Origin of the sequence: Ferrovibrio sp. (assembly GCF_965278975.1) — a bacterium.
Lineage (GTDB): Bacteria > Pseudomonadota > Alphaproteobacteria > Ferrovibrionales > Ferrovibrionaceae > Ferrovibrio.
Window position 1 is genome coordinate 4,007,144 of sequence record NZ_OZ257126.1, and the last position, 23,732, is coordinate 4,030,875.

Consider the following 23,732-nt stretch of genomic DNA (forward strand, 5'->3'; position numbering starts at 1 on the left):
GCCCTCCTTCAACGGGAAACAATTACACAACACCCTGAATTTTGGGCGAAAATTGGCCGAGGGCAAGACCCTGGAATGATTCTAGAGCCTGATGACGGCATATTGAGGTGCTACGCTGAGGTGAATTGGGCCCTCGGATAGGAGCGCGAGGCACTCGAAGGCTAAGTCCGCCCAGCCGGCAGGGTTTCGCCTTAGGGCGAAACGCAGCGCGTCACTATGATGTTATCAGGCTCTGAGTCGGAAGGACGAGGATTACTCCTCGGTGGCATCCCCAAGGTCGGGTTCGTCACCGCCCTCTTCCTCGATGCCCATGCCTTCGGCCAGGTCGTCCGACTGGTGAACCCCGGACCATTCGGCCGATTCCATCAGGGCGGCCATGTTGTCCTCTTCCGGCTCATCCACCTCGACATGCTTCTGCATGCCGCCGATCATGCGCTGGCGCAGGGTCTCGATATCCACGGTTTCATCAGCGATTTCGCGCAGGGCAACCACCGGATTCTTGTCGTTGTCGCGGTCCACGGTCAGCGGCGCGCCAGCCGACACGGCGCGGGCGCGCTGGGCGGCGAGCATCACCAGCTCGAAGCGGTTCGGAACCTTGATGACGCAATCTTCAACGGTAACGCGGGCCATGGCGGCGAATCCTTAGTGACCATCCGGGGAATTGCGCTTCCTAGCGCCTTCCCCGGCAGCATGCAAGGGCTATTCAACGCCCCTCTTCCAACCTATTGATTTTCATAGGCTCTGCCGCCGCGATCAGGGCCGGCAGGCTGGCGCCGCTGACCGGATGCCGCCAGCCCGGCGCCACTTCCTGCAGTGGCAGCAGCACGAACAGGCGCCGGCTCAACCGGGGATGCGGGAGTACAGCCCGGCCCAGCAGTTCCTCGGGCTGCACCTGTCCGCGGTAATCGAGTATGTCGAGATCCAGCGGTCGCGCATCCCAGCGGCCCACACGACGGCGGCCGAAAACGGCTTCGATGTCATGTAATCGCTGCAACAACGCATCCGGTGCGAGCGCGGTGCGCAACGCCACCACGGCATTGAGATAATCAGGTTGCTCCGTTTCGCCCGCCGTCGGTGGCGGCCAGGCCGGTGAACGCCACAGGCTGGAACGCGCCACAATGGTCAAATCGTTCCCACTCAAAGCATCCATGCCCGCGATGAGTGTGGCGCGAATATCTCCCTGACCCTCAGCGGGCAGATTTGCGCCAAGGGCTATAAAAACTAGATCATTCGAGGGATTTCCGGCCATGGAAGCCTTGTGTAGTCTGAATGATGATTTAATTAGCCCATTATCCATATTTCGATAAACCGTCTTTCTTCGTCTTACAGTTGGAGTGATCCTGATGATGAAATTTTATCCGCAGGAGCGCGTGGCGCTCTTCATCGATGGCGCCAACCTCTACTCCGCCGCCCGCAGCCTCGGCTTTGAAATCGACTACCGGCGCCTGCTCGAACATTTCCGCAAGGAAGCGCATCTGGTGCGCGCCTTCTACTACACCGCGCTGGTGGAAGATGCCGATTACTCGCCGCTGCGCCCGCTGATCGATTGGCTCGACTATAACGGCTACACCATGGTGACCAAGCCGGCGAAGGAATATACCGACGCCACCGGCCGCCGCCGTTTCAAGAGCAACATGGATATCGAACTGGCCATCGACATGATGGACCTGACACCGCACCTGGATCATGCCGTGCTGTTCTCCGGCGATGGCGATTTCCGCCGCCTGGTGGAAGCCGTGCAGCGCCGTGGCGTGCGCGTCTCGGTGGTTGCCACCACCAAGAGCCAGCCGCCAATGGTGGCCGACGAACTGCGCCGCCAGGCCGATACTTTCGTTGAGCTTCAGGACCTGATGCCGAAGATCATGCGCGAGGGCGGTGGCCGCGATCAGGTGCATGCCCAGCGCACCGCCGGCCTCAATGCCACGCTGCGCGTCGGCAACAACACCCCAGCCGGCGCCTATGAAGACGACGACGAGATCGACACCGCAAATCCACGCGGCTACAACCGCTAAGCAACGGCGATGAACGGCCTGTCCCTTGCGGCCGTGCCGGTTCCTGGCCGGGATTGCGATCTCTGCCCGCGCCTGGCGCAGTTCCGCACCGATAACCGCGCCGCCTATCCGGATTTCTTCAATGCGCCAGTACCGGCCTGGGGCGATGCAGACCCGCAATTGCTTGTGGTCGGCCTGGCGCCGGGCCTGAAAGGCGCCAACCGCACCGGACGGCCCTTCACCGGCGACTATGCCGGCGACCTGCTCTACAGCACGTTGAAGAAATACGGCTTCTCCGAGGGCCAGTTCCGCGCCGATCCGAATGACGGTCTGGTGCTGCGCCGCGCCCGCATCTCCAATGCCGTGAAATGCGTGCCGCCGGAAAACAAGCCGACCCCGGCGGAAACCAAGATCTGCCGCAGCCATTTCCTGGCGCCGGAAATCGCCGCCATGGGCAAGCTGCGCGCCGTGCTGGCCTTAGGTCAGATTGCCCATGTGGCCGTGCTGGATACACTCAAGATGAAGCGGGCGGCGGCACCCTTCGGGCATAATACCGCCTATCTATTGCCCAATGGCGCCACGCTGTTTTCCAGCTACCATTGCTCACGTTACAATACCAATACAGGCCGCCTCACCGAGGCGATGTTCCATGCGGTTTTCGACCGTATCGCGGCTCACCTCGGCTAGCTCTCAAGCCCTTTCGCGCCTATTCTAGCGCCGTCGAGAATCCGCCCAGCGGACCGGGGGTGCCATGCTGATCAATTGCGTTGCCTATCAGAACGGCCACAAGCTCGCCGAACCGAGCATCAGCGAGATCAGCGACTATGTCAGCCGCAAGGATGCCTTTGTCTGGGTGGCGCTGAAGGATGCCGATATCACCGAGCTGAAAAAGATGCAGGAGGAATTCGGCCTGCATGAACTGGCGGTGGAAGATGCGCAGCACGGCCATCAGCGCCCCAAGGTCGAAGAATACGGCGACTCCCTTTTTGCCGTGATCCAGCTTGTCGAAATCGTCGATGGCGAATTGCAGGTCGGCGAAGTGGATATCTTCGTCGGCAAGAATTATGTGCTGTCGGTGCGCAACCGCAGCCAGCAGAATTTCCTCGGCGTGCGCGCCCGTGCCGAACGTGAACAGCATCTGCTCAAGCTCGGTTCGGGCTTCGTATTCTATGCCTTGATCGATGCCGTGGTGGACCGCTACTTCCCGATCGTCGATGCACTGGAAACCGAACTGGAGGAAATCGAGGAGCAGATTTTCAGCCAGGGACAGGCACGCTCGAACATCGAGCGGCTGTATGCGCTCAAGCGCAAGGTCCAGGTACTGAAGCACGCCGTGGCGCCGCTGATGGATGCCGTCGGCAAGCTCACCGGCGGCGGTCGCGTGCCCAATGCCTGCACCGACATGCAGGTATATTTCCGCGACGTCTATGACCACCTGATCCGCATCAACCAGTTGACGGACGGTATCCGCGACACCATCAGCACGGCGATGCAGGTGAACCTTTCAATGGTCACCATCGAGGAAGGCGAAGTGAACAAGCGGCTGGCCGCGTGGGCCGGTATTTTCGCCGTCGCCACCGCCTTCGCCGGCATCTGGGGCATGAATTTCGAGGTCATGCCGGAACTGAAATGGGAATACGGCTATCCCACCGCTTTGCTGATCATCGCCGGCGCCGCCGGTTTCCTGTACTGGCGCTTCCGCAAATCCGGCTGGCTTTAGCTTCTGGATGCAACCAGTTAGCTTAGCACCATCTTGTCACTCTCGCGAAAGCGAGAGTCCCATTTGAAATGAGATACCCTGTAAGCGCGCGAACGCCTAACGGCGTTCGTGGGCGCGCAGACCCGAAGGGTGGCGCGGGTATGACATGACAAGGAAAATCTAGCGGCTCTTGCTATGAAGGCTGCCCCTAGAGCAGCTTCAGAAAACGTTCCAGCGCTGCAATCTCGGCCTTGAGGTCGGCGCGGCGTTCGGCCGCTTCCTCATCTTCGCCCCAGAGTCCGGCCTGATGCAGTTCATCGAGGAAGGCGGCTTCATAGGCGGCATCGCTGCTCAAATGGCCTTCCAGCAGGGCCAAGCCGATCACTACCGAGCCGCAAACCGTGGTGGCGGTATGCAATGCGGTCAGGCGCAGCGGATCGAGGCCGGCGCAGAGCCGGTGCAGGCGATCAGCCAGTTCCGGCGGCTGCTCCACCGCCATGATGCTCTTGGTGATGCGCAGGGTGAGATCGTAGCGGCCCTGGAACCAGTCCAACAGCGGCTGCCACACTTCCTCCTGCCGCAACGCCAATTCAGCCTGCATATCCGCACGGTAGCAGAGCAGGTCCGAACCGCTGTAGCGCACGATATCGGCGGTGGCATGGCTGGCGTCGATGGCAACGCGGTCGAGCGCCGTGGCGGCCAGCTTCATCAGCGGCATGGTCTGCGGCTGGATGCTTTCGCCCTGCGCCGCCCACTCCTCGGCAATGGCCTGGGCCAACGCCAGATTCGGCAGCATCATATCCCGCTTCGCCGGCGTCTTGAGCACCCGGCCATCCAGCAGCACCACGGCACCGCCAACGCGCTGCTCGGCGGCAGTGGTCTTGTAGAAACGCTTCATCTTGTCCTTAGAGCTTACTGTGATTAGATTGACGCGCTGCGCCGAGGAGCTTTTGCGTTTTGCGAAGGAGCCCGGCGCAGGGCGTAGTGGGGCTACGGACAAGCCGGGCGACGCGCGCAAAACGCAAAAGCGCCCGGCCCCGAAGGGGTTGCGTCTGGAGGCGGCATCCGCGTCGTCGACGCGCTTGCAGGTACCCCCGGTACCTGCTGCGCGCTTCTCCTAGCGGCCTACCGCCTCCAGACGCAACGCAGTGCATCAATCTAATCACAGTATGCTCTAGCGGCGGAACAGGTTGTTGAGGCTGCGGCCGAGATTCTCGACCGGATTGTTGTTCTGTGCCGGGGCCTGCTGCTGCGTCTGACCCTGCTGATTTGGGCGTGCTGTGCCGCCAGGGATCGGCTTGCCTTCGGCCAGGGCCACCGCCTTGGCGCAAGCCTGCTGGCCGGTCTCACTGCTGCCGCTGCTCACCAGCGGCGAAAGGATCGCCGCCGGCCCGAGCAGGGCGGCGCCAGCCAGCGCACCAACCACGCCCTTGGCGGTCGCCACCGGATCAGGATAGCCGCTGGGATTGGCCAGGGTGCCGCCGATCTTGATCGGCACGGCAAGGCTGGCCAAAGCCGTTTCGCGCGAGGACGGCACGATCTTGAGATCAAGCTGTTCGGTACCGAGGTTAATTGCGCCTTCGCCGGCAATGGTGATGCGGCCGGTCTCGACAAAGAGCGGCTTCGGCGTCGCCACGCCGCCTTTGATTTCCAGCGCCGTGACCACACATTCCAGCTTGGTCTTGGCCGTGGCCTGGCCGATGCGGCCAAGCGTGCGCATGATGTCGGCGCCAAGGAAATCGAGATACTGGTCGCGCAACTCGCCCTCGCCCACCTTCACCAGCACCTTGCCGTTCAGCCCGGCCATCAGGGCGCGCACGCTGCCGCCCTGGCTGGTGAGATCGACATTCAGGTCGGTGCGGGCATCGCGGCTGATGATGTCGCTGATCTTCTCGGCCTTCAGGTAATCGCTGAGGCCGAAATTCTTGGCATCCAACTTCACCGTCAGCGCCTTGCTCTTGCCGTTCAGGCCCAGTTCGCCGCCAATGCTGCCGCCGGAAACGCCAAGCCCGAAGGGCTTCACATTCAGCACGCCATCCTTCAGCGTCAGCGCCACATTGACATTCTGCGCCGCCAGCATCGGAGCACGGAACTTGTCGGCCTTGAAGCGCAGATCGGCATCGGCGGCATTCAAACCATCAAGCGGCAGCGGCTCGTCGCTGAATACGCGGTCGCCCTGCTTCGGCGCCGCAGCCTTGCCGCCACTGCTGCCGCCGCCCGTGCCGCCGGCCTTGCCATCGCCGAGCAGCGGCATCAGGTCGAGCGACTTCGATGCCAGATCGAATTTCACTGCCGGCTTGGCGCCGGCCAGCGCAATCTCGCCATTGCCCGCCAGATCGCTGCCGGCAATATCGGCGTTGATATTGGCCAGCGCATACCGCTTCGGCCCGCTATCCTTCACCTGTGCCTTCAGCTTCACCGGCACGGCCTGCGCCACTTCGGCGCCAAACTTGGCGGCAAACGCCTTGGCATTCGGGGTGGCGAAATCGATGTCGAGCGCCAGCCCCTTCTGCTGCAGCAATTGCCGCACGCTGCCGGCTACGGCCACGCGGCCGATATCATCGCTGCCCAGGCCAGCCTTGAGGTCGAACACGCCCGGCTCGCCGGCATCATCGCGCAGCGTACCGGCGGCACTCAGCGGGCCGAAGCTCGGCGCGGTTTGCTTCGCCAGCGCCGCCAGCTTGGCGATGTCCGGTGCCTCGGCGGTGAATTTCAGCGCATAGCCCTTGCCACCAACGGGATCCTTCACGCTGCCATCCACCGTGGCCTTGAGGCCAGCGGTGGGAATCGCCAGGTTCATCTTCACCGGCCAGGGCTTGGTCGGCGCCATCATCTCGGCCAAGCTGCCAAAGGTACCGTCCGCCGTAATTTCGTTGCCATCCACCTTGGCGGCCAGCTTCGCCGCCAGCGCACCACTGGCGCCTGCCTTCAGCGACAATTCACTCAGCAGCACATCATTCGACGCACCAGCCTGGGCATCGCGGTAAGTCAGCTTGATATTCTTCAGCAACAGGTCGGAAATCGCCGGCATGGTGGGCGTCGCGCCATCGGCTTCCGCCTGCTTCGGTGCCGCCTGGACCGCCTGCTTGGCCGGCTCGCCGAATTCCCAGTTGGCACGGCCCTGGCGATCCTTCTCCAGCAGCAGGTCAACATCGGCCAGCACCAGGCGGTCGATCTTGATCTGCCGGCCGATCAGCGCGAAGAAATCCAGCTCGGCGGAAAATTCGCCCACGGTCAGCATGTTCGGGCGCGACGCCCAGGCCGGGTTGGCCACCGTCACGCCCTTCACCGTCACCGCAGGCTTGGGAAAGATCGCCAGCTTGAAATCGCTGGCAACATCGACTTTACGACCGAGCACGCTCTGCGCCTGCGCCAGTATCTGCGGCTTGAAACGATTGACATCAATGTTCAGCGCCACAACCACGGCACCGCCAATCAGCAGTACCAGAGCAAGTAGAATCCATTTCACATAGCGCATGGCGGCCTCCTCATCAGCGGTCGCGTCCAAACAATTGCTGCACCAGGTCGGGCAATTCGGAAAAGCGGCGAATCACCGTCTGGGCACCAGCCTGCATCAGCTCGGCCGGATCATGATACCCCCATGCGACGCCGATGGCACGCGCTCCAGCATTGCGCGCCATATGAATATCGAATGTCGTGTCGCCCACTACCACAGTGGAACCCGCCGTTGCGCCAGTTTCACGCATGGCACGAAACACCATGTCGGGGTCGGGTTTGCCGCGGGCGATATCGGCGGTTTGCAATGTGATAAAGCGGTTCACCAGATCATGCATCGCCAGCGTTGCATCCAGCCCGCGCCGCGCCTTGCCGGTGGCAATGCCGAGCAGGCAGCCATCGGCTTCAAGTTTATCCAGCACATCGCGCAAACCAGGGAACAACGGTTCCTCGTGATCGGGCCGGTGCCGCATCGAGAACGCGGCCTCACGATAGGCGGCAACAACCTGATCGGCATTGGCCGCGCCAGCCTCCAGCAACCGCCGCACGGAAACATCCAGCGGCAGCCCGACCAGACGGCGCACATCGTCGGCAGCCGGTTCCGGCAGGTTGAAAGCCGCGAAAGCCTGCCGCATGGCGGCAATAATGTGGTGCTGACTATCCACCAGCGTGCCGTCGCAATCGAACAGCACCAGGCGGGGTGGCGAAAACGCATCAGAAGCGGGAATCATCTGGTGAGCAAAGCATGCTCATCGCCCAGGCTCAATGTCGGACCGCGCAAATTCAAGGGATGCAGTGCAACATAAAAGCCCCCCGTCCGGGGGGAACGGGGGGCCTACCTACTCAAAGCCAGTCTGGCCTATTGAAGCCAGCAGAGCAGCGGCTTAGTTCACCGCCTTCTTGGCTTCGTCCTTCTTCACCTCGGCCTTCTTCAGCTCGGCCTTCTTGGCATCCGCCTTGTGCTCGGCCTTCTTGGCTTCAGCCTTGTGGGCATCAGCCTTCTTCTCGACGGCCTTCTTCTCAGCAGCCTTCTGCTCGACCTTGGCCGTCGGGGCCGGAGTCGGCTGGGCGTTCTGCACGGCGACCGGGGCGGTAACGCCGGTGGTAACCGAGGGGGCCGGGGTCTGCGCCTGGGCATAGGCAGCAGCGGTACCGAACGCAAGACCGCTGCTCACCAGCAGGGCGGTCGCAAGGGTCTTGAAACGGGTGGTCATGATGGAACTCCTCCGGGTCGTATCACGCTGGGCTGGGCGGGCTCGCCCTGGCCGGTGCGTGAGACAGGTTATCGCCGCCGATCATGGCGGCCTTAAGCCACAACTGGGGAGAGTGCGGGGTTTTATTGTGACCGAATGGTGGCACGCCTGCCGGGTGCAAAGCGCCGGGCGGGAGGTTATTCTTGGGCAAACAACGAAGATTTCCGTGATGAAAAAAGCAAAAGACGCGAAACTCGCCGGGGGCCTTGGCGCCCTCACCCAGCTCGGCCAGGCCACCCGCCTGCCCGCCTCGCCGGAAGCGGCGGTGCTGGAAACCGTACCCAATCCAAAGCCGGGTCGGCTTTATGCCATCCGCCTGGTACAGCCGGAATTCACCAGCCTCTGCCCGCTCACCGGCCAGCCGGATTTCGCCCATCTGGTGATCGATTATGTGCCGGCCAAGCGGATCGTCGAGAGCAAGTCGCTGAAGCTGTTCCTTGGCAGCTTTCGCAATCACGGCGCTTTCCATGAGGATTGCACGGTCTATATCGGCGAGCGGCTGGCGGCGGCAATGAAGCCGCGCTGGCTGCGCATCGGCGGCTATTGGTATCCACGCGGCGGCATCCCGATCGATGTGTTCTGGCAGACCGGCAAGCCGCCCGCCGGCCTCTGGCTGCCGGACCAGGGCGTGCCGCCCTATCGCGGCCGGGGATAATGCAGAGCAGGTTGACCCGCTCCTTCCTGTTTCTTGCCGCCTGCCTCCTGCTGGCAGGCTGCGGCGGCATGGAGGATTCCATCCGCGACCTCAACCGCAGCCTCTATCGCGGCATGGGTGGCAGCCAGGAACGGCCCAGCGCCGCCGCCCGCAATGCCAGCGGCGCCAGCGGGCCGCTCACCGCCTGCCTCAACACCGAAAACGGCATGCTGTATTTCAGCCAGACCGGCCGCTGCGCGCCGGGCTATGTCGATGTACCGGCCAGCGATGCCGAGCGGCAACTGGCCCGCCGCGACAGCGAAGCTTCCGGCAGCACCGCCTCTGCGCAGCAACAGCGACGCCTGCTGCCATTGCGCGATGGCCCGCTGGCGCCGGAGCAGCCGGCCCAGCCCGCGACACCGCAGGTCGCCACCCTGGGCAGTGGCATCCAGCCGCCCGAAGCCCTGCGCCAGAGCGGCCAGGCGCTTTGCTATGACGAAAGCCGGCAGCAGATTTTCGGTGCCGATCACTGCCCGCCGGGTAGTCGCTGGATCGACACGCCGGAAGCCGAAGCCTTGCAGCGCGCAGCACTGGAACAGGCTGCATGGTGCTACTTCTCCGGCCGCCGTGTGCTCTATCGCAGCCGTGGCTGCCGCCCGGGCGATCAGGTGCTGGCGCTGGCGGAAGCCGACAAGCTCTGGGCCGAACTGCCCGCCGACCGCAAGCCGCGCCAGCGTCCCAGCGGCGGCCAGCCGGCGCTGGCGCCGGTGCCGCAGGTGCAGGCGGCGCCGCGCAGCGGCGTCGATGCAACGCCGCTGCCAGCACCGCGCCGCTGAGATCACCCCGCAGGCTTGATGCTCCCAAGCAGCTTGAAGCCATGCGTCTGATCGGGTGTCAGCACCACGAATTCAGCCTGCTGCGGGAATATCCCGGTAAGTGCCGTGATATTCACCTGGTGCGTCACGATCACCAGGTTGCCTGGTCCACGATGCGCCGCCACACGCTGCCGCAGGGCGGCCGTGCGGCCCTCACGGTCCGCCGCGGTATCGAAAAATGAATTGGCTCCCGGCCAGGTTTCCACCCGCCCGAAAGCCAATTCCGCGGTTTCCATGCACCGGCACCATTCGCTGCTCAGTACAGCACTGATTGCGATGGCGCGGCGGCGAAAGGCTTCGCCAAGGCCGCGTGCCTCGGCCCGTCCGGCTTCCGAAAGATTGCGCTGCGTGGTGCAGTCGCCGATACGGAAATCTGCTGGATCGCCAGTACCCGGCACCGTACTGGCATGGCGCATCACCACCACTTGGCCGCCCTGCTGCAAGGCTCGCCAGGCGACCTCGTTGGCACCAGCTGGCGCTGCCATAAGGAACAGCGCCAGCACCAGGAATCCTCGAAGCATCGCGTTACTGGACGGCGCTGCTATCCGCCACCACAGTGGCGAAACGGTCATTCAGTGCTGCCATGGTGGCGCGATGCACCATATCAGCGGTCTGCACACCGCCGAGCGGATCCGGCAGGTCGCGGGTGGCGCAGGCATTGGCCACCACGCCGACGCGGAAGCCATTATCCACCGCCGACCGCACCGTGGCGGAAATGCACATATGGGTGGCGAAGCCGCCAACCACGATTTCCTTGCGGCCCAGGCCGGTCAGCACATCCTTCAGGTTCGTGTTGGCGAAACCGTTCGGCAATCCCTTGGTGATCGCGGTCTCACCAGCCACCGGCTCCAAGCCAGGAATGAACTGGCCGCCCGGCCCGTCGAGATCGAAGGCGCCGCCCGGTTTGCCCTGATGGCGCACATGCACCACCGGCGCACCGGCCTTGCGCGCGGCAGCGATCAGCAGCTTCAGCTCGGCCACGGCGGCATCGATACCGACCAGCGGCAGCTTGCCGATGGTGTATTCCTGCTGATGATCGATCAGCACCAGGGCAGAAGCCGCCCAGGTCAGCGGCAGCTTCGGCGCACCGGCCATTTCAAGCAGGGTCTTGGGCATGGTCATCGAACTGATTCCTTTGCAAACAACGATGCCCGGAGCCTAATTGGTCGATTTGCGAACCGATAGTCGCTATTGTCGCGCCATGCCTGTGCAAAAACGCACAAATAGCCTCGACTGGAACGATCTGCGCTACCTGCTGGAGCTTTCGCGCCAGGGCAGCCTGTCGGGTGCGGCGCGCGCTCTTGGCGTCAATCACGCCACGGTGGGTCGGCGGCTAGCGGCTCTGGAGCAGCAACTCGGTGCCGCCCTCACCGAACGTGCCGGCCGGCAATGGCGGCTTACGGCACTGGGCCAGGAAGCCCTGGCCGCCGCCTCCCGCATTGAAGAACCCGCCTTGCAGATCGAACGCCTGGCCGCCGGGCGCCATGACAGCTTCGGCGGCCATCTGCGCCTCACCGGCACCGAGGGTGCGGCAATGCTGCTGCTGGTACCAGCCCTGCTGGACCTGCGCCGGCGCCATCCGGGCCTGACCGTCACGCTGCTTACTGACCACAAGCCGCTGAGCCTGGCGCGGCGCGAGGCCGACCTTGCCTTGCGCTGGGCCAGACCGCGCGGCGGCGAGCTATACGCGCGCAAGCTCGGCGACGTGCCGTTCCGGCTCTATGCCAAGGATGGGGCATGGGATGGCTTCCAGACCGGCAGCCTGCCGCTGCCGACACTTGGCTATGACGAAAGCCTGGATGATCTGCCTGAGCAACGCTGGCTGCTGAAACAGCCCGACCGCTTCCGCTTCGTGCTCCGCTGCAACAGCATGCCGGTATTGCTCTCCGCCCTGCGTGCCGGACTGGGCGCCGGCCTGCTGCCGGATTTCGCTGCGCGGCAATGGCCGGATTTGATCCCGCTGGAAAAGGCCCCGGCCTTGAGCCGCGAACTCTGGCTGGTGCGGCACAAGGATACGCGCCAAGCCCCGCGCCTGCGCGCCGCCGCCGATGCTATTGCGGAAAGCGTGACGCGGCTGCTCAAGTCCTGAGTGTCAATGGCTTGCAGCCTTCAAGCTTGTTTCCGAATTCGTATCCTGTAGTACCAATATGCATAGAGGGCTATTCGTCTCCACCCTACTCCCGAGATCGCGCCCAAGAAGCCGGCTAGAAACAGGACCCTCGGCAGCACAGTTTGCGACCGATCATCATAGTATCCCCCCGTTAGAGCGATACCATCATAAACAATGATGAACAGACACGCCGCCGACAGCAGTATCAATAACAGTATCAATCCATATGCCCGCCACGGGCTGATTCCAGTCATCTTAAGCTGAATGCTCTTTCGCTCTTCTGCGGTTTTCCAGAAGATTGGAATACATGGCATGAAAATCATAAGCAGCACGAACAAAGGAATGCTGCATTTGAGGAAAAACCCTGCCTCATCGCTGATCTTGCTGTATCGCATGAGGTAGTCAATTTTTTGGTAGGATGGCAGGATGTGCGATACCTGTTTGAAGAAATGCTGCATGGCCTCGGGTTGAACCCCCGAAACAAAAAAGACCAGATACAAGAACATTGCGGCAAGGATCGAGAGCAGAATTGGTGCTAAGAAAAACGCATCGGCTTCGTCCAAATCACCAAAAGCTTCGTCGTAATAGAAATTCACGCAACCAGTGAAGAAGACAATTGGAACCCTTCCGGCTCGCAGCAGATGCCAGCACAAACACCATCCTGTCGTAGTGCCCCAACAGCCTCCGGTGAACCCGCCAACCCAGAGGCCCAACAGCCCCCCCGCCACACTAAAGACCAGATAGCCCGTTATCCGATATCGGACGACCAGTAAGTGTATTTGACCAATGACTTTTGCCAAAAGTGATTTCCGAGGCAAATCTTGCATGTGCAGTATTCCGTCCTGAAATATGAAGCAGCATCAAAAAAACATTGTAATTACTTGGATACATAACCTTTAGTGCAGGCCGTCCTTCTGCAGGCTGCGGCGCAGACGGCGCAGGCCGAGCCAGACTGTGCCGGCAATGACCGGAATGGCAACGCCGATGGCGATTTCCTTGTTCACCGGCACACCCATCGCATACAGCGCCTGGGCGGCATAGCCGACCAGGCCGACGGCGTAATAGGTGATCGCCGCCACCGACAGGCCTTCGACGGTTTCCTGCAGGCGCAATTGCAGTTTCAGGCGGCGGTTCATGGAATCGAGCTGTGCCACGTTCTGGCGCTCCAGGGCCACATCAACGCGGGTGCGCAGCAGGTTGGCCATGCGCGTGGCGCGGCGTGACAGGCCCTCGATACGCTCGGCCATGGTCTCGCAGGTGCGCATCGCCGGGCTGAGACGCCGCTCCATGAACTCGCCCAGCGTCGGCAGGCCCTCAATGCGTTCCTCGCGCAATTCCTCGATGCGGCGCGATACCAACGCGTGATAGGCACGCGCGGCGCCGAAGCGGAACGGCGTGTCTACTGCCAAGGTCTCGACCTCGGCCGCCGCGCCGGCAATCTCGCGCAGCAGAGTCTGCTCGCTTTCATGGTGGTCCACGTCCACCATGCGGCTGGCGAGTTTGCCCAGGCCCTGCTCCAGCGCGGTGATGCGGGGTGCCACCTTCTGCGCCAGCGGCAAGGCCAGCAAAGCCATCATGCGGTAGCTCTCGATATCCAGCAGCCGCAGCACCAGGCGGCCACGCTGTGCATCGGTCAGGCCGTGGTCATGGATCAGCAGGGTGGTCTTGCCCTGGCGCAGCTTGAAATCGGTCCACACATCGGCACGGCCCGAGACCGCGCGCGACGCGACCAGGGCGTTATCGTCAAACAGCCGCGCCAGCAGGGCGGTATCAGGCGCCGCCTCGCCTGGCGCCAGGATCACCAGATCGGAGGCCGCGATCAACTCGCCCGGCAGGCCGGCAATCCAGGCCTGCAAGGCCGGCGGCAGGTCGGGTGCCGCCTCCACCGATGAGCCGGCGGCACGCGGCAGATAAAGCGTATAGGTGGTGAATTCAGTGCGGCGCTCCTGGATCGCCACATAAGGGCCGAGCGCCAGCACCGCATGCTTGGCAATGGTCTCGGCTGCTTCCGCGCCTTGCGCCAGCGCCAGGCTGCGGAGCGGATCGCCCGTCAGATTGGCCGCGCCGAACAGGACGAAATTGAGCACCCGGGCGGGCGCGGCCAGCGGCACCGGCGGCCGCGCATGCAGCTCATCCACCAGCGCCTGGCGCAGCGGATGGATAGTGGCCGGCATGGCGCCGGCGCTGCTGCTGCCTATTCCAGCCATAGATCGGCGTCGTCCTCTTCTGGATCGAAACCAAGAAACTCCCAGGAAGCAAGCATATGCGGCGGCATCGGCGCGCGCACCTGGAAGATATCGCCATCTGGATGCTGCAGCCGCAGCGCGCGGGCATGCAGGTGCAGCTTGCGGCTGATGCCGCCGGTAAGCTGCTTCTCGGCATCGCCATACTTGCCGTCGCCGGCAATCGGCGTGTTAATGAAAGCGGCATGGACGCGGAGCTGATGCGTGCGGCCGGTGACCGGCGCCATCGCCAGCCAGGCGGCACGGCGACCGGCGGTGGCGACGGTGCGGTAGAGCGTCACCGCCGACTTGCCAGCCTCTGGATCACCAGCCATGCGCTCGCCCAGGGGGCCGGGCAGCTTGGCCAGCGGCATGTCGATCTTGCCCTGGCGCGGGGTGGGCACGCCGGTAACCAGCGCCCAATAGAGCTTATGCGCCTCGCGCTTGCGCAACGCAGCCGTGAGCTTGGCAGCGGCCTTGGCGGTCCGCGCCAGCACCAGCACGCCGGAAGTATCCTTGTCCAGGCGATGCACCAGGCGCGGCCGCTCGGCGGCCTCGAAACGCAGGTAATCCAGCAGGCCGTCGAGATGTTCGTTCAGGCCGGTGCCGCCCTGGGTGGCGAGGCCCGGCGGCTTATTCAGCACGATCACCGCATCGTCCTTGTGCAGCACGGCGGCCTGCAAGGCCTCGATCCGCTCTGGATCGATCTTCAGGATGCGTGGCGCCGGCGGGGCATCGGCGGCCGGCGGCTCGCCCAGCGGCGGGATGCGCAGCGTCTGGCCGGCTTCCAGCCTTGTCGCTGCCTTGGCGCGGCCACCATTGACGCGGACCTGGCCGGTACGCAGCAGCTTCTCCAGCTTGCCATGGCCGACCCAGGGGTAATGGCGCTTGAACCAGCGGTCGAGCCGCAGGTCGGCCTCGTCGTCGGCGACGACGCGGGTGATGATCTGATTCATGGATTTAATCCGTTCAGCGCCAGACGCGGCGCACGGTATCGACGGGAGCCGCCGGCTCCTGCGGCTGGGCCGTTGCCGGCATCTGCTTCTGCTCGCGGCGTTTCACGGCCTGCTCCTCCAGCCATTCCAGGCGGCGCTGCTCGTGACCCTCTACCGATTGGACTTCGAGTTCGCATTCCTGGCCGGCCTGGAAAAGGATCTGCTTGTTGAGCTTGGAGTACCGCGACAGCTTCTCGATGAAGCATTCCTCGCGCGAGGGAATGACGCCGGGCTGATAGAACGGCTTTTCATCATCCTTCACGATGGACATGCCGATATACCCCGAGAGCACTGCAAACAGCAACACGGCACCAAGGCCGGTCAGCAGGCGCGTGACGGGGGAATTCTTGTCTGGCAGCAGATTGGCAAGCTGGGCCATGATGGCGCACCCTATCTCCCTAGCCTTACCAAATAGTTAGGAAGAATTTGGCGGAAGTCATCCCCGGCCTGGGAAAAATCCCCTAGGCGTCGCCCTCACCCTGCCGCTTGGCACGCAATTTCTGCCAATATTCCAATCGCTTAATGATATCCCGCTCAAACCCGCGCTCCACCGGGCGGTAGAGTTGCTGGCGCTCCATGTCATCGGGGAAGTAGTTCTGGCCGGAAAACCCGTCCTCGGCATCGTGGTCATAGGCATAGCCGCTGCCATAGCCGAGCTGCTTCATCATCTTGGTCGGTGCATTCAGGATATGCATCGGCGGCATCAGCGAGCCATGCTCCTTGGCGGCCCGTTTGGCGGCACTCTCGGCCTTGTAGACCGCATTCGATTTCGGCGCCGTGGCAAGGTAGACCACGGTCTGCACCAGGCCGATCTCGCCTTCCGGGCTGCCGAGGAAGTCGTAAAGCTCCTTCGCCGCCATCGCCTGCAGCAAGGCATTGGGGTCGGCCATGCCGATATCCTCGGCGGCGAAACGCGCCAGCCGGCGCATGATGTAGAGCGGCTCCTCGCCGCCGATCAGCATGCGCGCCAGCCAGTAGAGCGCGGCATCAACATCGGAGCCGCGCAGCGACTTATGCAGCGCGCTGATCAGGTTGTAATGCTCTTCCTGGCTCTTGTCGTAGAGCGGCGCACGGCGTTGCAGCAGGGTTGCCAGACGTGCCGGATCAAGGTCGCCGCCGGTGCTCAGGCTGAACACCTGCTCGGCCATGTTGAGCAGGTAGCGGCCATCGCCATCGGCCATGGCGCGGAGCGCCGCCCGTGCCTCGGGCGTCAGCGGCAGCGGCTTGTCCTCAATGGCTTCGGCACGCGTAAGCAGAGCGTCCAGCGCCGCATCGTCCAGGCGATGCAGCACCAGTACGCTGGCGCGCGACAGCAAGGCGCCGTTCAAGGCGAAGCTGGGATTCTCCGTGGTGGCGCCCACCAGCACCACGGTGCCATCCTCCACGAATGGCAGGAAGCCATCCTGCTGCGCCCGGTTGAAGCGGTGGATTTCATCCACGAACAGCAAAGTGCGCTGGCCCTGCTCACGCCGCGCCCGGGCGGCATCGAATGCCTTGCGCAGATCGGCAACACCGGAGAACACCGCCGAGAGTGGCGCGAAGTAAAGCCCTGTCGCTTCCGCCAGCAGCCGCGCGATCGAGGTCTTGCCGGTACCCGGCGGCCCCCACAGGATCAGGCTGGACAGCTTCTTCGCCGCCACCATGCGGGCCAGTGGTCCCTCGCCCTGCAACAGATGATCCTGGCCGATCACCTCGTCCAGCGTCTTGGGCCGCAGCCGGTCGGCCAGCGGCCCCGCCGGCTCCAGTCCCGCCTGCTGGAACAGATTGCTCAAGCGCGGACCTGAAGCTGCAACAGCTGGTCGCCGCGCTTCAGCACCAGCAGCCATTGCTGCGGGCTGTTGCGCAGGGCGCGCTGCAAGCCGGCGACATCCTTGATGTCGTCGTTGTTCACCTTCACCACCACATCGCCCGGCCGCAGCCGGATGCGGTTGGCCGGCGAGCCGCCTGCCAGGTTCAACACGATAACGCCGCTGGTCAGGGCATCGAAGCCAATCTCCTCGGCGAAGGCCGGCGAAAGATTGCCGACAGTGGCGCCGGCAAGCGGATGGTTGCCGCCAAGCTGGGTCAGTTCGCGCGGTGGCGTTTCCGGCGCCTCGGTCAGCGAAATGGTCAGGCTGCGCAGGCGGCCCTGGCGCAGGATATCCAGTGTCGCGGTTTCACCCAGCTTGCGCGTGGCGATGCGGAATTTCAGCGCGCGCGGATCGTTCACCTCGCGGCCATCCACCTTCAGCACCACATCGCCGGTGCGCAGACCGGCACGGTCGGCGGGGCCGCCGGGGAAGGTCTGCCCCACCAGCACACCGTTCGGCCGTTCCATGCCGAGGCCCTGCGCCGCCTCCGAAGTCACCGGCGTGGCATTGGCGCCGAACCATGGGCGGCGGATGCCCTTGCCGGAAAGCGCGCTGGCAACAGTGGCTGCGACGAGGTTGGATGGAATGGCAAAGCCGATGCCGACGCTGCCGCCGGTCTTGGAAAAGATCGCGGTGTTGATGCCGGCAAGGCGGCCATCCATGGTCACCAGCGCGCCACCGGAATTGCCGGGATTGATTGCAGCGTCCGTCTGGATGAAGGATTGCGCATCGGCATCGCCCACATCAGTGCGGCCCAAAGCCGAGACGATGCCCTGCGTCACGGTCTGGCCAACACCGAAGGGATTGCCGATGGCCAGCACCAGTTCGCCGACCTGCAGGTCGTCAGAGTCACGGAACTCAAGCGCGGGCAGCACCTCGCCGCGGGTCTCGATACGCAGGATCGCCAGATCGGTCTTGGGATCGGCGGCAATCACCTTGGCTTCGAACTCACGGCGGTCGGCCAGCGCCACCACGATCTCGGTGGCGCCATCGATGACGTGATTGTTGGTGACGATGACGCCATCGGCTTCCACGATCACACCGGAGCCGAGCGACTGCGCCACGCGCTCGCGCGGGATGCCGAACATCTGCTGGTCGCCGAAGAAGCGGCGGAAGATCGGATCATCGAGCAGCGGCGACCGCTGCACCACGCGCTCCACCTTGCGGGTGTAGACATTCACCACCGCCGGCGCCACCTGGCGCACCAGCGGCGCGAAGGAAAGCTGGATCTCGGTGCGGCTTTGCGGCACGCGCTGTGCGGGCATTGCCGCCTGGGCGAAAACCGCCCCCGCACTCAGCAACAGGGCCAGGGCAGAGAGCAGAAAAGCGGAGAGCGGGGAACGTTTGGTCATGACGGATGATAAGGAGCCGTTGGTGAAAAATTCAAGCCGGGCCCGGCTAGACAAAAAACAGCCGTCCGCCCGGTTTACCGCGACCTCTGCTTGGCTATGCTAGGGGTAATGCACAACCTTCCCCTGACAAGTAACAGACTGCGGCGCCTCTTTGCCTACTGGCAAGAAACCGCCGGCACCCTGCCCTATCCCAGCCGCGCCGATATCGATCCGACCGGGATGACCTTCATCCTTGGCGACCTGATCCTGATGGATGTGCTGGCACAGCCGGGTGGCGGATCGCGTTACCGTTACCGGCTATATGGCTCCAATGTGGTGCAGCGCCAGGGCTTCGATCTTACCGGGCAGTTCCTCGACCTGCATCCGTGGCCGGAATTCGCCGCCGAGATCATCCCCTGCTATGACCGCGTGGTGGCCGGCGGCCAGCCGGAAATCTTCACCCGCGAGCAGGCGCTGAATGGCCGCTCATTCCGCCACCAGTCGCTGCTGCTGCCACTGGGCCAGGATGGCGCCGTCACCATGCTGCTGATCGGCGTCGCCTTCGAGGCGATCCAGCAACTATAAAAAAGGCCGGCGCAGAACGCCGGCCTTTTCGAAGTCTATTGCCTTGAGGCTTACGCCGCTTCGGCTTCCTCGGTCACCTGCACCGGACCCGAATCCAGGCCCTTGGCGGCCGGATCGCGGTCAACCAGCTCGATCACTGCCATCGGGGCGGCATCGCCATAGCGGAAGCCGGCCTTCAGCACGCGGGTGTAGCCACCCTGGCGCGAGGCATAACGGGCGTTCAGGGTCTTGAACAGCTTGTCCACCGCCGACTTCTCGGGGATGAAGGCCAGAGCCTGACGGCGGGCATGCAGATCGCCGCGCTTGCCGAGCGTGATCAGCTTGTCCATCAGCGGCTTCAGCTCCTTGGCCTTCGGCAGCGTGGTGGTGATCTGCTCGTGCTTAATCAGCGCGGCAACCATGTTGCCGAACATGGCACGGCGGTGGGAACTGGACTTGTTCAGCTTGCGGCCGGCATTACGATGGCGCATGGGAAACTCTCCTTAGTCTTTCAGTCGGCCTTGGATCAGTACTGATCCTGATACTTCTTGGCCATCTCTTCGATGTTCTCAGGCGGCCAGTTCGGCACATGCATGCCGAGGTGCAGGCCCATCTGCGACAACACTTCCTTGATCTCATTCAGCGACTTGCGGCCGAAGTTCGGAGTGCGGAGCATTTCCGCCTCGGTCTTCTGGATCAGGTCGCCGATGTAGACGATGTTGTCGTTCTTCAGGCAGTTCGCCGAGCGCACCGAAAGTTCGAGTTCGTCGACGCGGCGGAGCAGGTTCGGATTGAATTCCGGCTCGGCAATCGACTTCTCGCGAACTTCGTTCTTCGGCTCCTCGAAGTTGATGAAGAGCTGCAGCTGGTCCTGCAGGATGCGCGCGGCATAGGCCACGGCATCTTCCGGCTTGATCGAGCCGTTGGTCTCTACCTGCATGGTCAGCTTGTCATAGTCGAGGATCTGGCCCTCGCGGGTATTCTCGACCTTGTAGGAAACCTTGCGCACCGGGCTGTAGAGCGCATCCACCGGGATCAGGCCGATCGGTGCGTCTTCCGGGCGGTTGGCCGAAGCCGGCACATAGCCCTTGCCGGTCTCGACGGTCAGTTCCATGCGGATGGCGGCGCCGTTATCCAGCGTCATCAGCACATGGTCCGGGTCCATGACTTCGATGTCATGGCCGGTCTCGATCATCTTGGCGGTGACTTCGCACGGACCCTTGGCGTTCAGGTACATGCGCTTCGGGCCTTCGCCGTGCATGCGCAGCGCCATCGACTTGATGTTCAGCACGATGTCGGTGACATCCTCGCGCACACCCGGGATGGAGGAGAATTCATGCAGCACGCCATCGATCTTGATCGAGGTGACAGCAGCGCCCTGCAGCGAGGACAGCAGCACGCGGCGCAGCGCGTTGCCCAGCGTCAGACCGAAACCACGCTCCAGCGGCTCGGCGACGATGGTGGCGGTACGGCCCGGCACGGCGCCCGGCTCGATCACCAACTTGTTCGGCTTGATCAGATCGGTCCAATTCTTCTGGATCACCTGCGACCTCGTTCAGTTGCCGCATCGCGCAAGAGCCCCGGCTAACAGCCAAGTGCCCGGCGACGCGGCCGGAATAGAAATCCGGCACCGGCTGGGGGCCGGCGCCGGTAGGGATCAGATGCGGCGGCGCTTCGGCGGACGGCAGCCGTTATGCGGGATCGGCGTCACGTCGCGGATGCTGGTGATCACGAAACCGACGGCCTGCAGCGCGCGCAGAGCGGACTCGCGGCCAGCGCCCGGGCCCTTCACTTCCACTTCCAGGGTACGCACGCCATGCTCGGCGGCGCGGCGGCCAGCCACGTCGGCGGCGACCTGCGCGGCATACGGGGTCGACTTGCGCGAACCCTTGAAGCCCTGGCTGCCCGACGACGACCAGGCGATGGTGTTGCCCTGCGCGTCAGTAATGGTGATCATCGTGTTGTTGAAGGAGGCATTCACATGCGCGACGGCAGAGGTGATGTTCTTCTTCTCTTTGCGCCGGGGGCGCGCAGCCTTGTCCTTGACCATGGCGATCCTACTATCCTTGCATCATTCCTGCGGCAAATACCGCATATGGTAATGGCGGCCCAGGCCGGATCAGCCTGGACCGCCACCAGAATTCTTTAGCGCGGCGCCTTCTTCTTACCGGCGATCGCGACAGCCTTGCCCTTGCGGGTGCGGGCATTGGTATGGGTGCGCTGACCGCGGACCGGCAGGCCCTTGCGGTGACGCAGGCCGCGGTAGCAGCCCAGGTCCATCAGACGCTTGATGTCCATCGCGATCTGACGACGCAGATCACCTTCGACCTTGTATTCGCGGTCGATGGCTTCGCGGATCTGAAGCACTTCCGCGTCAGTCAGCTGGTTCACCCGGCGTTCGGCCGGGATGCTGACCTTTTCACAAATCTCTTTCGCCTTCACCCGGCCAATGCCGTAGATGTAGGTCAGTGCGATCTCGACCCGCTTGTTGGTCGGGATATTCACGCCTGCGATACGCGCCACGCCTTCTCTCCTCGCGTCAACGACTCAAGGCTCACCTGAGTCGGTCAATCCGGGCGACCTGATAGCCAACAGAAAAACTCAACGTAAACAGTAATTTACGCTGAGCGGCTCTCCAGTTGTTTGATCGCACCCGCTGCCCAAGGGGCGCGATTATAGAAACTCTCCGTAACTAGTCAACTCTAAAAGGCTTTTCGCCTCAGATCGATTTCAATACCTCATCAATCTGGCGCGTCACCTCATTGATTTCCGCCATGCCATCAACCTGACGAAGAATACCCTTGCCTTCGTAGTACGGCAGAAGTGGTGCAGTCTGGCCATGATACGCCGTCAACCGGGGAACCACGGTCTCGGCATTGTCATCGGCACGACGGCTGAACTCGGTCGACCCGCAGCGGTCGCATACGCCCGGCTGCTTGGTCGGCTGGAAACTGTCATGGTAGCCGGCGCCGCACTTGGCGCAGGTGAAACGGCCGGTGATTCGCGACACCAGCACCTTGTCGTCGACCTTCATCTCGATCACGGCATCGAGCTTCAGCTTGCGCTCGGACAGCATCTTGTCCAGCGCCTCGGCCTGCTTGGTGGTGCGCGGGAAGCCATCCAGGATAAAGCCCTTGCGGCAATCCGGCTGGTCGATGCGCTCGGCGATGATGCCGACCACGATATCGTCCGAAACCAGGCCGCCCTGGTCCATGATCGCCTTGGCCTTCATGCCGATGGCGGTGCCGGCCTTCACGGCGGCACGCAGCATGTCGCCGGTGGAGAGCTGCACAAGGCCATGGCTCTGGGTCAGACGCTGGGCCTGGGTGCCTTTGCCGGCACCCGGCGGTCCGAGCAGGATAAGCCTCATTTGCGTGCCCCTCTCAGCTTGGCCTTCTTGATGAGGCCCTCATACTGATGCGCCAGCAGGTGCGACTGGACCTGCGCCACGGTGTCCATGGTGACGCTGACCACGATCAACAGCGAGGTGCCGCCGAAGTAGAACGGCACCGAGAAGCGCGAGATCAGGATTTCCGGCAGCAAGCAGACGGCGGCGATATAGATGGCGCCGGCGACCGTGATGCGGGTCAGGACATAGTCGAAATACTCGGCGGTGCGCTGGCCCGGGCGGATGCCCGGCACGAAGCCGCCATGCTTCTTCAGGTTATCGGCGGTCTCCACCGGGTTGAACACCACGGCGGTATAGAAGAAGCAGAAGAACACGATCAGCGCCACATACATCAGCATGTACAGCGGCTGGCCATGGCCCAGCAGGGCCGTGACGGTGGTGAGCCATTCCGGGCCGCCGGAGCCGGCGGTGAACTGCGCGATGGTCATCGGCATCAGCAGCAGCGAGGAAGCGAAAATCGGCGGGATCACGCCAGCCGAATTCAGCTTCATCGGCAGATGCGAGCTTTCGCCGCCGAACATGCGGGCGCCGACCTGGCGCTTGGGATACTGGATCAGGATGCGGCGCTGGGCGCGCTCCATGAACACGATGCCGTAGATCACGGCGACGGCGCCAACCAGCACCACCACGATCACGGCCATGGAGAGCGCGCCGGTGCGGCCCAGTTCCAGGGTGGCGGCAAGCGCGCGCGGCAATTCAGCGATGATGCCGGCGAAGATGATCAGCGAGATGCCGTTGCCGACGCCGCGCTGGGTGATCTGCTCGCCCAGCCACATCAGGAACATCGTGCCGCCGGTGAGCGTCACCACGGTAACGATGCGGAAGAACAGGCCCGGCTCGATCACGGCGCCGACGCCACGGCCGCCGGTCATGCCCTCAAGGCCGATCGCAATGCCATAGGCCTGCACCACGGCAAGCAGGACAGTGCCATAGCGGGTGAACTGGTTGATGCGCTTGCGGCCCGCCTCGCCTTCCTTCTTCATCGCCTCGAATGACGGCACCACGGTCGTCAGAAGCTGCATGATGATGGAGGCAGAGATATACGGCATGATATTCAGCGCGAAGATGGTCATGCGCTCAAGCGCGCCACCCGCGAAGACATTGAACAGGCCGAGGATGCCGCCGGACTGCTGCTTGAAAATGTCGGAAAGCACCGTCGGGTCGATGCCCGGCAGCGGAATGTAAGTACCAAGCCGATAGATGATCAGCGCGCCCAGGGTGAACCAAATGCGCTTCTTCAGCTCGGTAGCCTTGGCAAAGGCCCCAAGATTCAGGCTGGCTGCCATACGTTCTGCGGCCGACGCCATCGTAGCTCCTTGATCCAATGCCCGGGGTTAGGTGCC

The 23,732-nt window shown here is 63.3% G+C and carries 27 protein-coding genes; 7 read left to right on the forward strand and 20 right to left on the reverse strand.

Annotation, left to right across the window (positions count from 1 at the left end; genetic code table 11):
- Window positions 1-252: 252 nt before the first annotated feature.
- Window positions 253-630 (reverse strand): DNA-directed RNA polymerase subunit omega, encoded by a 378-nt coding sequence (gene rpoZ, locus ACQY7X_RS19090; protein WP_428247002.1) that lies wholly within the window; start codon window positions 628-630, stop codon window positions 253-255.
- A 73-nt stretch (window positions 631-703) separates the two neighbouring features.
- Window positions 704-1,297, reverse strand: a complete 594-nt coding sequence (folK, locus tag ACQY7X_RS19095; protein WP_428247003.1) for a 2-amino-4-hydroxy-6-hydroxymethyldihydropteridine diphosphokinase — start codon at window positions 1,295-1,297, stop codon at window positions 704-706.
- 49 nt (window positions 1,298-1,346) lie between these two features.
- Between folK and ACQY7X_RS19100 the strand changes: the two genes are divergently transcribed.
- The 3 genes from ACQY7X_RS19100 to corA all read left to right on the forward strand — a co-directional run bounded on the left by ACQY7X_RS19100 (window position 1,347) and on the right by corA (window position 3,711).
- Window positions 1,347-2,012 (forward strand): NYN domain-containing protein, encoded by a 666-nt coding sequence (locus ACQY7X_RS19100; protein WP_428250079.1) that lies wholly within the window; start codon window positions 1,347-1,349, stop codon window positions 2,010-2,012.
- 9 nt (window positions 2,013-2,021) lie between these two features.
- Window positions 2,022-2,678 carry a uracil-DNA glycosylase gene (locus ACQY7X_RS19105; RefSeq protein WP_428247004.1) on the forward strand — a complete coding sequence of 219 codons (657 nt, stop codon included), beginning with the start codon at window positions 2,022-2,024 and terminating at the stop codon, window positions 2,676-2,678.
- Between the two features lie 64 nt (window positions 2,679-2,742).
- On the forward strand, window positions 2,743-3,711 hold the full coding sequence (corA, locus tag ACQY7X_RS19110; protein ID WP_428247005.1) for a magnesium/cobalt transporter CorA: 969 nt from the start codon (window positions 2,743-2,745) through the stop codon (window positions 3,709-3,711).
- A gap of 187 nt (window positions 3,712-3,898) precedes the next feature.
- Here corA and ACQY7X_RS19115 read toward each other — a convergent pair whose 3' ends face one another.
- The 4 genes from ACQY7X_RS19115 to ACQY7X_RS19130 form a co-directional block, all read right to left on the reverse strand.
- On the reverse strand, window positions 3,899-4,588 hold the full coding sequence (locus ACQY7X_RS19115) for an ATP12 family chaperone protein (RefSeq protein WP_428247006.1): 690 nt from the start codon (window positions 4,586-4,588) through the stop codon (window positions 3,899-3,901).
- 276 nt (window positions 4,589-4,864) lie between these two features.
- The gene (locus ACQY7X_RS19120) at window positions 4,865-7,168 is read right to left on the reverse strand and encodes an AsmA family protein (RefSeq protein WP_428247007.1); all 2,304 of its coding nucleotides are present in this window, start codon (window positions 7,166-7,168) and stop codon (window positions 4,865-4,867) included.
- Window positions 7,169-7,181: 13 nt separating this feature from the next.
- Window positions 7,182-7,877, reverse strand: a complete 696-nt coding sequence (locus tag ACQY7X_RS19125; protein WP_428247008.1) for an HAD-IA family hydrolase — start codon at window positions 7,875-7,877, stop codon at window positions 7,182-7,184.
- 153 nt (window positions 7,878-8,030) lie between these two features.
- On the reverse strand, window positions 8,031-8,360 hold the full coding sequence (locus ACQY7X_RS19130) for a hypothetical protein (RefSeq protein ID WP_428247009.1): 330 nt from the start codon (window positions 8,358-8,360) through the stop codon (window positions 8,031-8,033).
- Window positions 8,361-8,568: 208 nt separating this feature from the next.
- Between ACQY7X_RS19130 and queF the strand changes: the two genes are divergently transcribed.
- Both queF and ACQY7X_RS19140 read left to right on the forward strand, forming a co-directional pair.
- Window positions 8,569-9,054, forward strand: coding sequence for a preQ(1) synthase (gene queF, locus ACQY7X_RS19135; RefSeq protein WP_428247010.1), 486 nt, complete (start codon window positions 8,569-8,571; stop codon window positions 9,052-9,054).
- On the forward strand, window positions 9,054-9,869 hold the full coding sequence (locus ACQY7X_RS19140) for a hypothetical protein (RefSeq protein ID WP_428247011.1): 816 nt from the start codon (window positions 9,054-9,056) through the stop codon (window positions 9,867-9,869). The genes queF and ACQY7X_RS19140 overlap by 1 nt, the downstream gene beginning before the upstream one ends.
- Before the next feature lie 2 nt (window positions 9,870-9,871).
- On the opposite strand, the gene ACQY7X_RS19145 is transcribed toward ACQY7X_RS19140, so the two are convergent.
- Both ACQY7X_RS19145 and ACQY7X_RS19150 read right to left on the reverse strand, forming a co-directional pair.
- Window positions 9,872-10,429, reverse strand: coding sequence for a histidine phosphatase family protein (locus ACQY7X_RS19145; protein ID WP_428247012.1), 558 nt, complete (start codon window positions 10,427-10,429; stop codon window positions 9,872-9,874).
- Between the two features lie 4 nt (window positions 10,430-10,433).
- Window positions 10,434-11,030 (reverse strand): cysteine hydrolase family protein, encoded by a 597-nt coding sequence (locus ACQY7X_RS19150; protein ID WP_428247013.1) that lies wholly within the window; start codon window positions 11,028-11,030, stop codon window positions 10,434-10,436.
- Window positions 11,031-11,109: 79 nt separating this feature from the next.
- Here ACQY7X_RS19150 and ACQY7X_RS19155 point away from each other — a divergent pair, with 79 nt between their 5' ends.
- Window positions 11,110-11,997 carry a LysR family transcriptional regulator gene (locus ACQY7X_RS19155; protein ID WP_428247014.1) on the forward strand — a complete coding sequence of 296 codons (888 nt, stop codon included), beginning with the start codon at window positions 11,110-11,112 and terminating at the stop codon, window positions 11,995-11,997.
- A gap of 20 nt (window positions 11,998-12,017) precedes the next feature.
- On the opposite strand, the gene ACQY7X_RS19160 is transcribed toward ACQY7X_RS19155, so the two are convergent.
- From ACQY7X_RS19160 to ACQY7X_RS19185, 6 genes are all read right to left on the reverse strand, one after another.
- Window positions 12,018-12,845 carry a hypothetical protein gene (locus ACQY7X_RS19160; RefSeq protein ID WP_428247015.1) on the reverse strand — a complete coding sequence of 276 codons (828 nt, stop codon included), beginning with the start codon at window positions 12,843-12,845 and terminating at the stop codon, window positions 12,018-12,020.
- A 69-nt stretch (window positions 12,846-12,914) separates the two neighbouring features.
- Window positions 12,915-14,225 (reverse strand): DUF3422 family protein, encoded by a 1,311-nt coding sequence (locus ACQY7X_RS19165; RefSeq protein WP_428247016.1) that lies wholly within the window; start codon window positions 14,223-14,225, stop codon window positions 12,915-12,917.
- Window positions 14,213-15,196, reverse strand: coding sequence for an RluA family pseudouridine synthase (locus ACQY7X_RS19170; RefSeq protein WP_428247017.1), 984 nt, complete (start codon window positions 15,194-15,196; stop codon window positions 14,213-14,215). Before ACQY7X_RS19170 ends, ACQY7X_RS19165 begins: the two co-directional genes overlap by 13 nt.
- Window positions 15,197-15,209: 13 nt before the next feature.
- Complete coding sequence (locus tag ACQY7X_RS19175; RefSeq protein ID WP_428247018.1) at window positions 15,210-15,614, reverse strand: hypothetical protein; 405 nt, start codon at window positions 15,612-15,614, stop codon at window positions 15,210-15,212.
- Window positions 15,615-15,696: 82 nt separating this feature from the next.
- Window positions 15,697-17,007 (reverse strand): replication-associated recombination protein A, encoded by a 1,311-nt coding sequence (locus ACQY7X_RS19180; RefSeq protein ID WP_428247019.1) that lies wholly within the window; start codon window positions 17,005-17,007, stop codon window positions 15,697-15,699.
- Window positions 17,004-18,437 carry a DegQ family serine endoprotease gene (locus ACQY7X_RS19185; RefSeq protein WP_428247020.1) on the reverse strand — a complete coding sequence of 478 codons (1,434 nt, stop codon included), beginning with the start codon at window positions 18,435-18,437 and terminating at the stop codon, window positions 17,004-17,006. Before ACQY7X_RS19185 ends, ACQY7X_RS19180 begins: the two co-directional genes overlap by 4 nt.
- A 108-nt stretch (window positions 18,438-18,545) precedes the next feature.
- On the opposite strand from ACQY7X_RS19185, the gene ACQY7X_RS19190 reads away from it, so the two are divergent.
- Window positions 18,546-19,001, forward strand: a complete 456-nt coding sequence (locus ACQY7X_RS19190; protein ID WP_428247021.1) for a PAS domain-containing protein — start codon at window positions 18,546-18,548, stop codon at window positions 18,999-19,001.
- A gap of 50 nt (window positions 19,002-19,051) precedes the next feature.
- On the opposite strand, the gene rplQ is transcribed toward ACQY7X_RS19190, so the two are convergent.
- From rplQ to secY, 6 genes are all read right to left on the reverse strand, one after another.
- Complete coding sequence (rplQ, locus tag ACQY7X_RS19195; protein WP_428247022.1) at window positions 19,052-19,471, reverse strand: 50S ribosomal protein L17; 420 nt, start codon at window positions 19,469-19,471, stop codon at window positions 19,052-19,054.
- A gap of 35 nt (window positions 19,472-19,506) precedes the next feature.
- Window positions 19,507-20,523 (reverse strand): DNA-directed RNA polymerase subunit alpha, encoded by a 1,017-nt coding sequence (locus ACQY7X_RS19200; protein WP_341983589.1) that lies wholly within the window; start codon window positions 20,521-20,523, stop codon window positions 19,507-19,509.
- Window positions 20,524-20,637: 114 nt separating this feature from the next.
- Entirely contained in the window at window positions 20,638-21,030 is a 393-nt protein-coding gene (gene rpsK / locus ACQY7X_RS19205) for a 30S ribosomal protein S11 (RefSeq protein ID WP_341983587.1), read from the reverse strand.
- A gap of 95 nt (window positions 21,031-21,125) precedes the next feature.
- Window positions 21,126-21,503 (reverse strand): 30S ribosomal protein S13, encoded by a 378-nt coding sequence (rpsM, locus tag ACQY7X_RS19210; RefSeq protein ID WP_428247023.1) that lies wholly within the window; start codon window positions 21,501-21,503, stop codon window positions 21,126-21,128.
- Between the two features lie 196 nt (window positions 21,504-21,699).
- Window positions 21,700-22,350 carry an adenylate kinase gene (locus tag ACQY7X_RS19215; RefSeq protein ID WP_428247024.1) on the reverse strand — a complete coding sequence of 217 codons (651 nt, stop codon included), beginning with the start codon at window positions 22,348-22,350 and terminating at the stop codon, window positions 21,700-21,702.
- A complete protein-coding gene (secY, locus tag ACQY7X_RS19220) occupies window positions 22,347-23,696 on the reverse strand; it encodes a preprotein translocase subunit SecY (protein ID WP_428247025.1) in 1,350 nt (449 codons plus the stop codon). Before secY ends, ACQY7X_RS19215 begins: the two co-directional genes overlap by 4 nt.
- Window positions 23,697-23,732 lie beyond the last annotated feature (36 nt).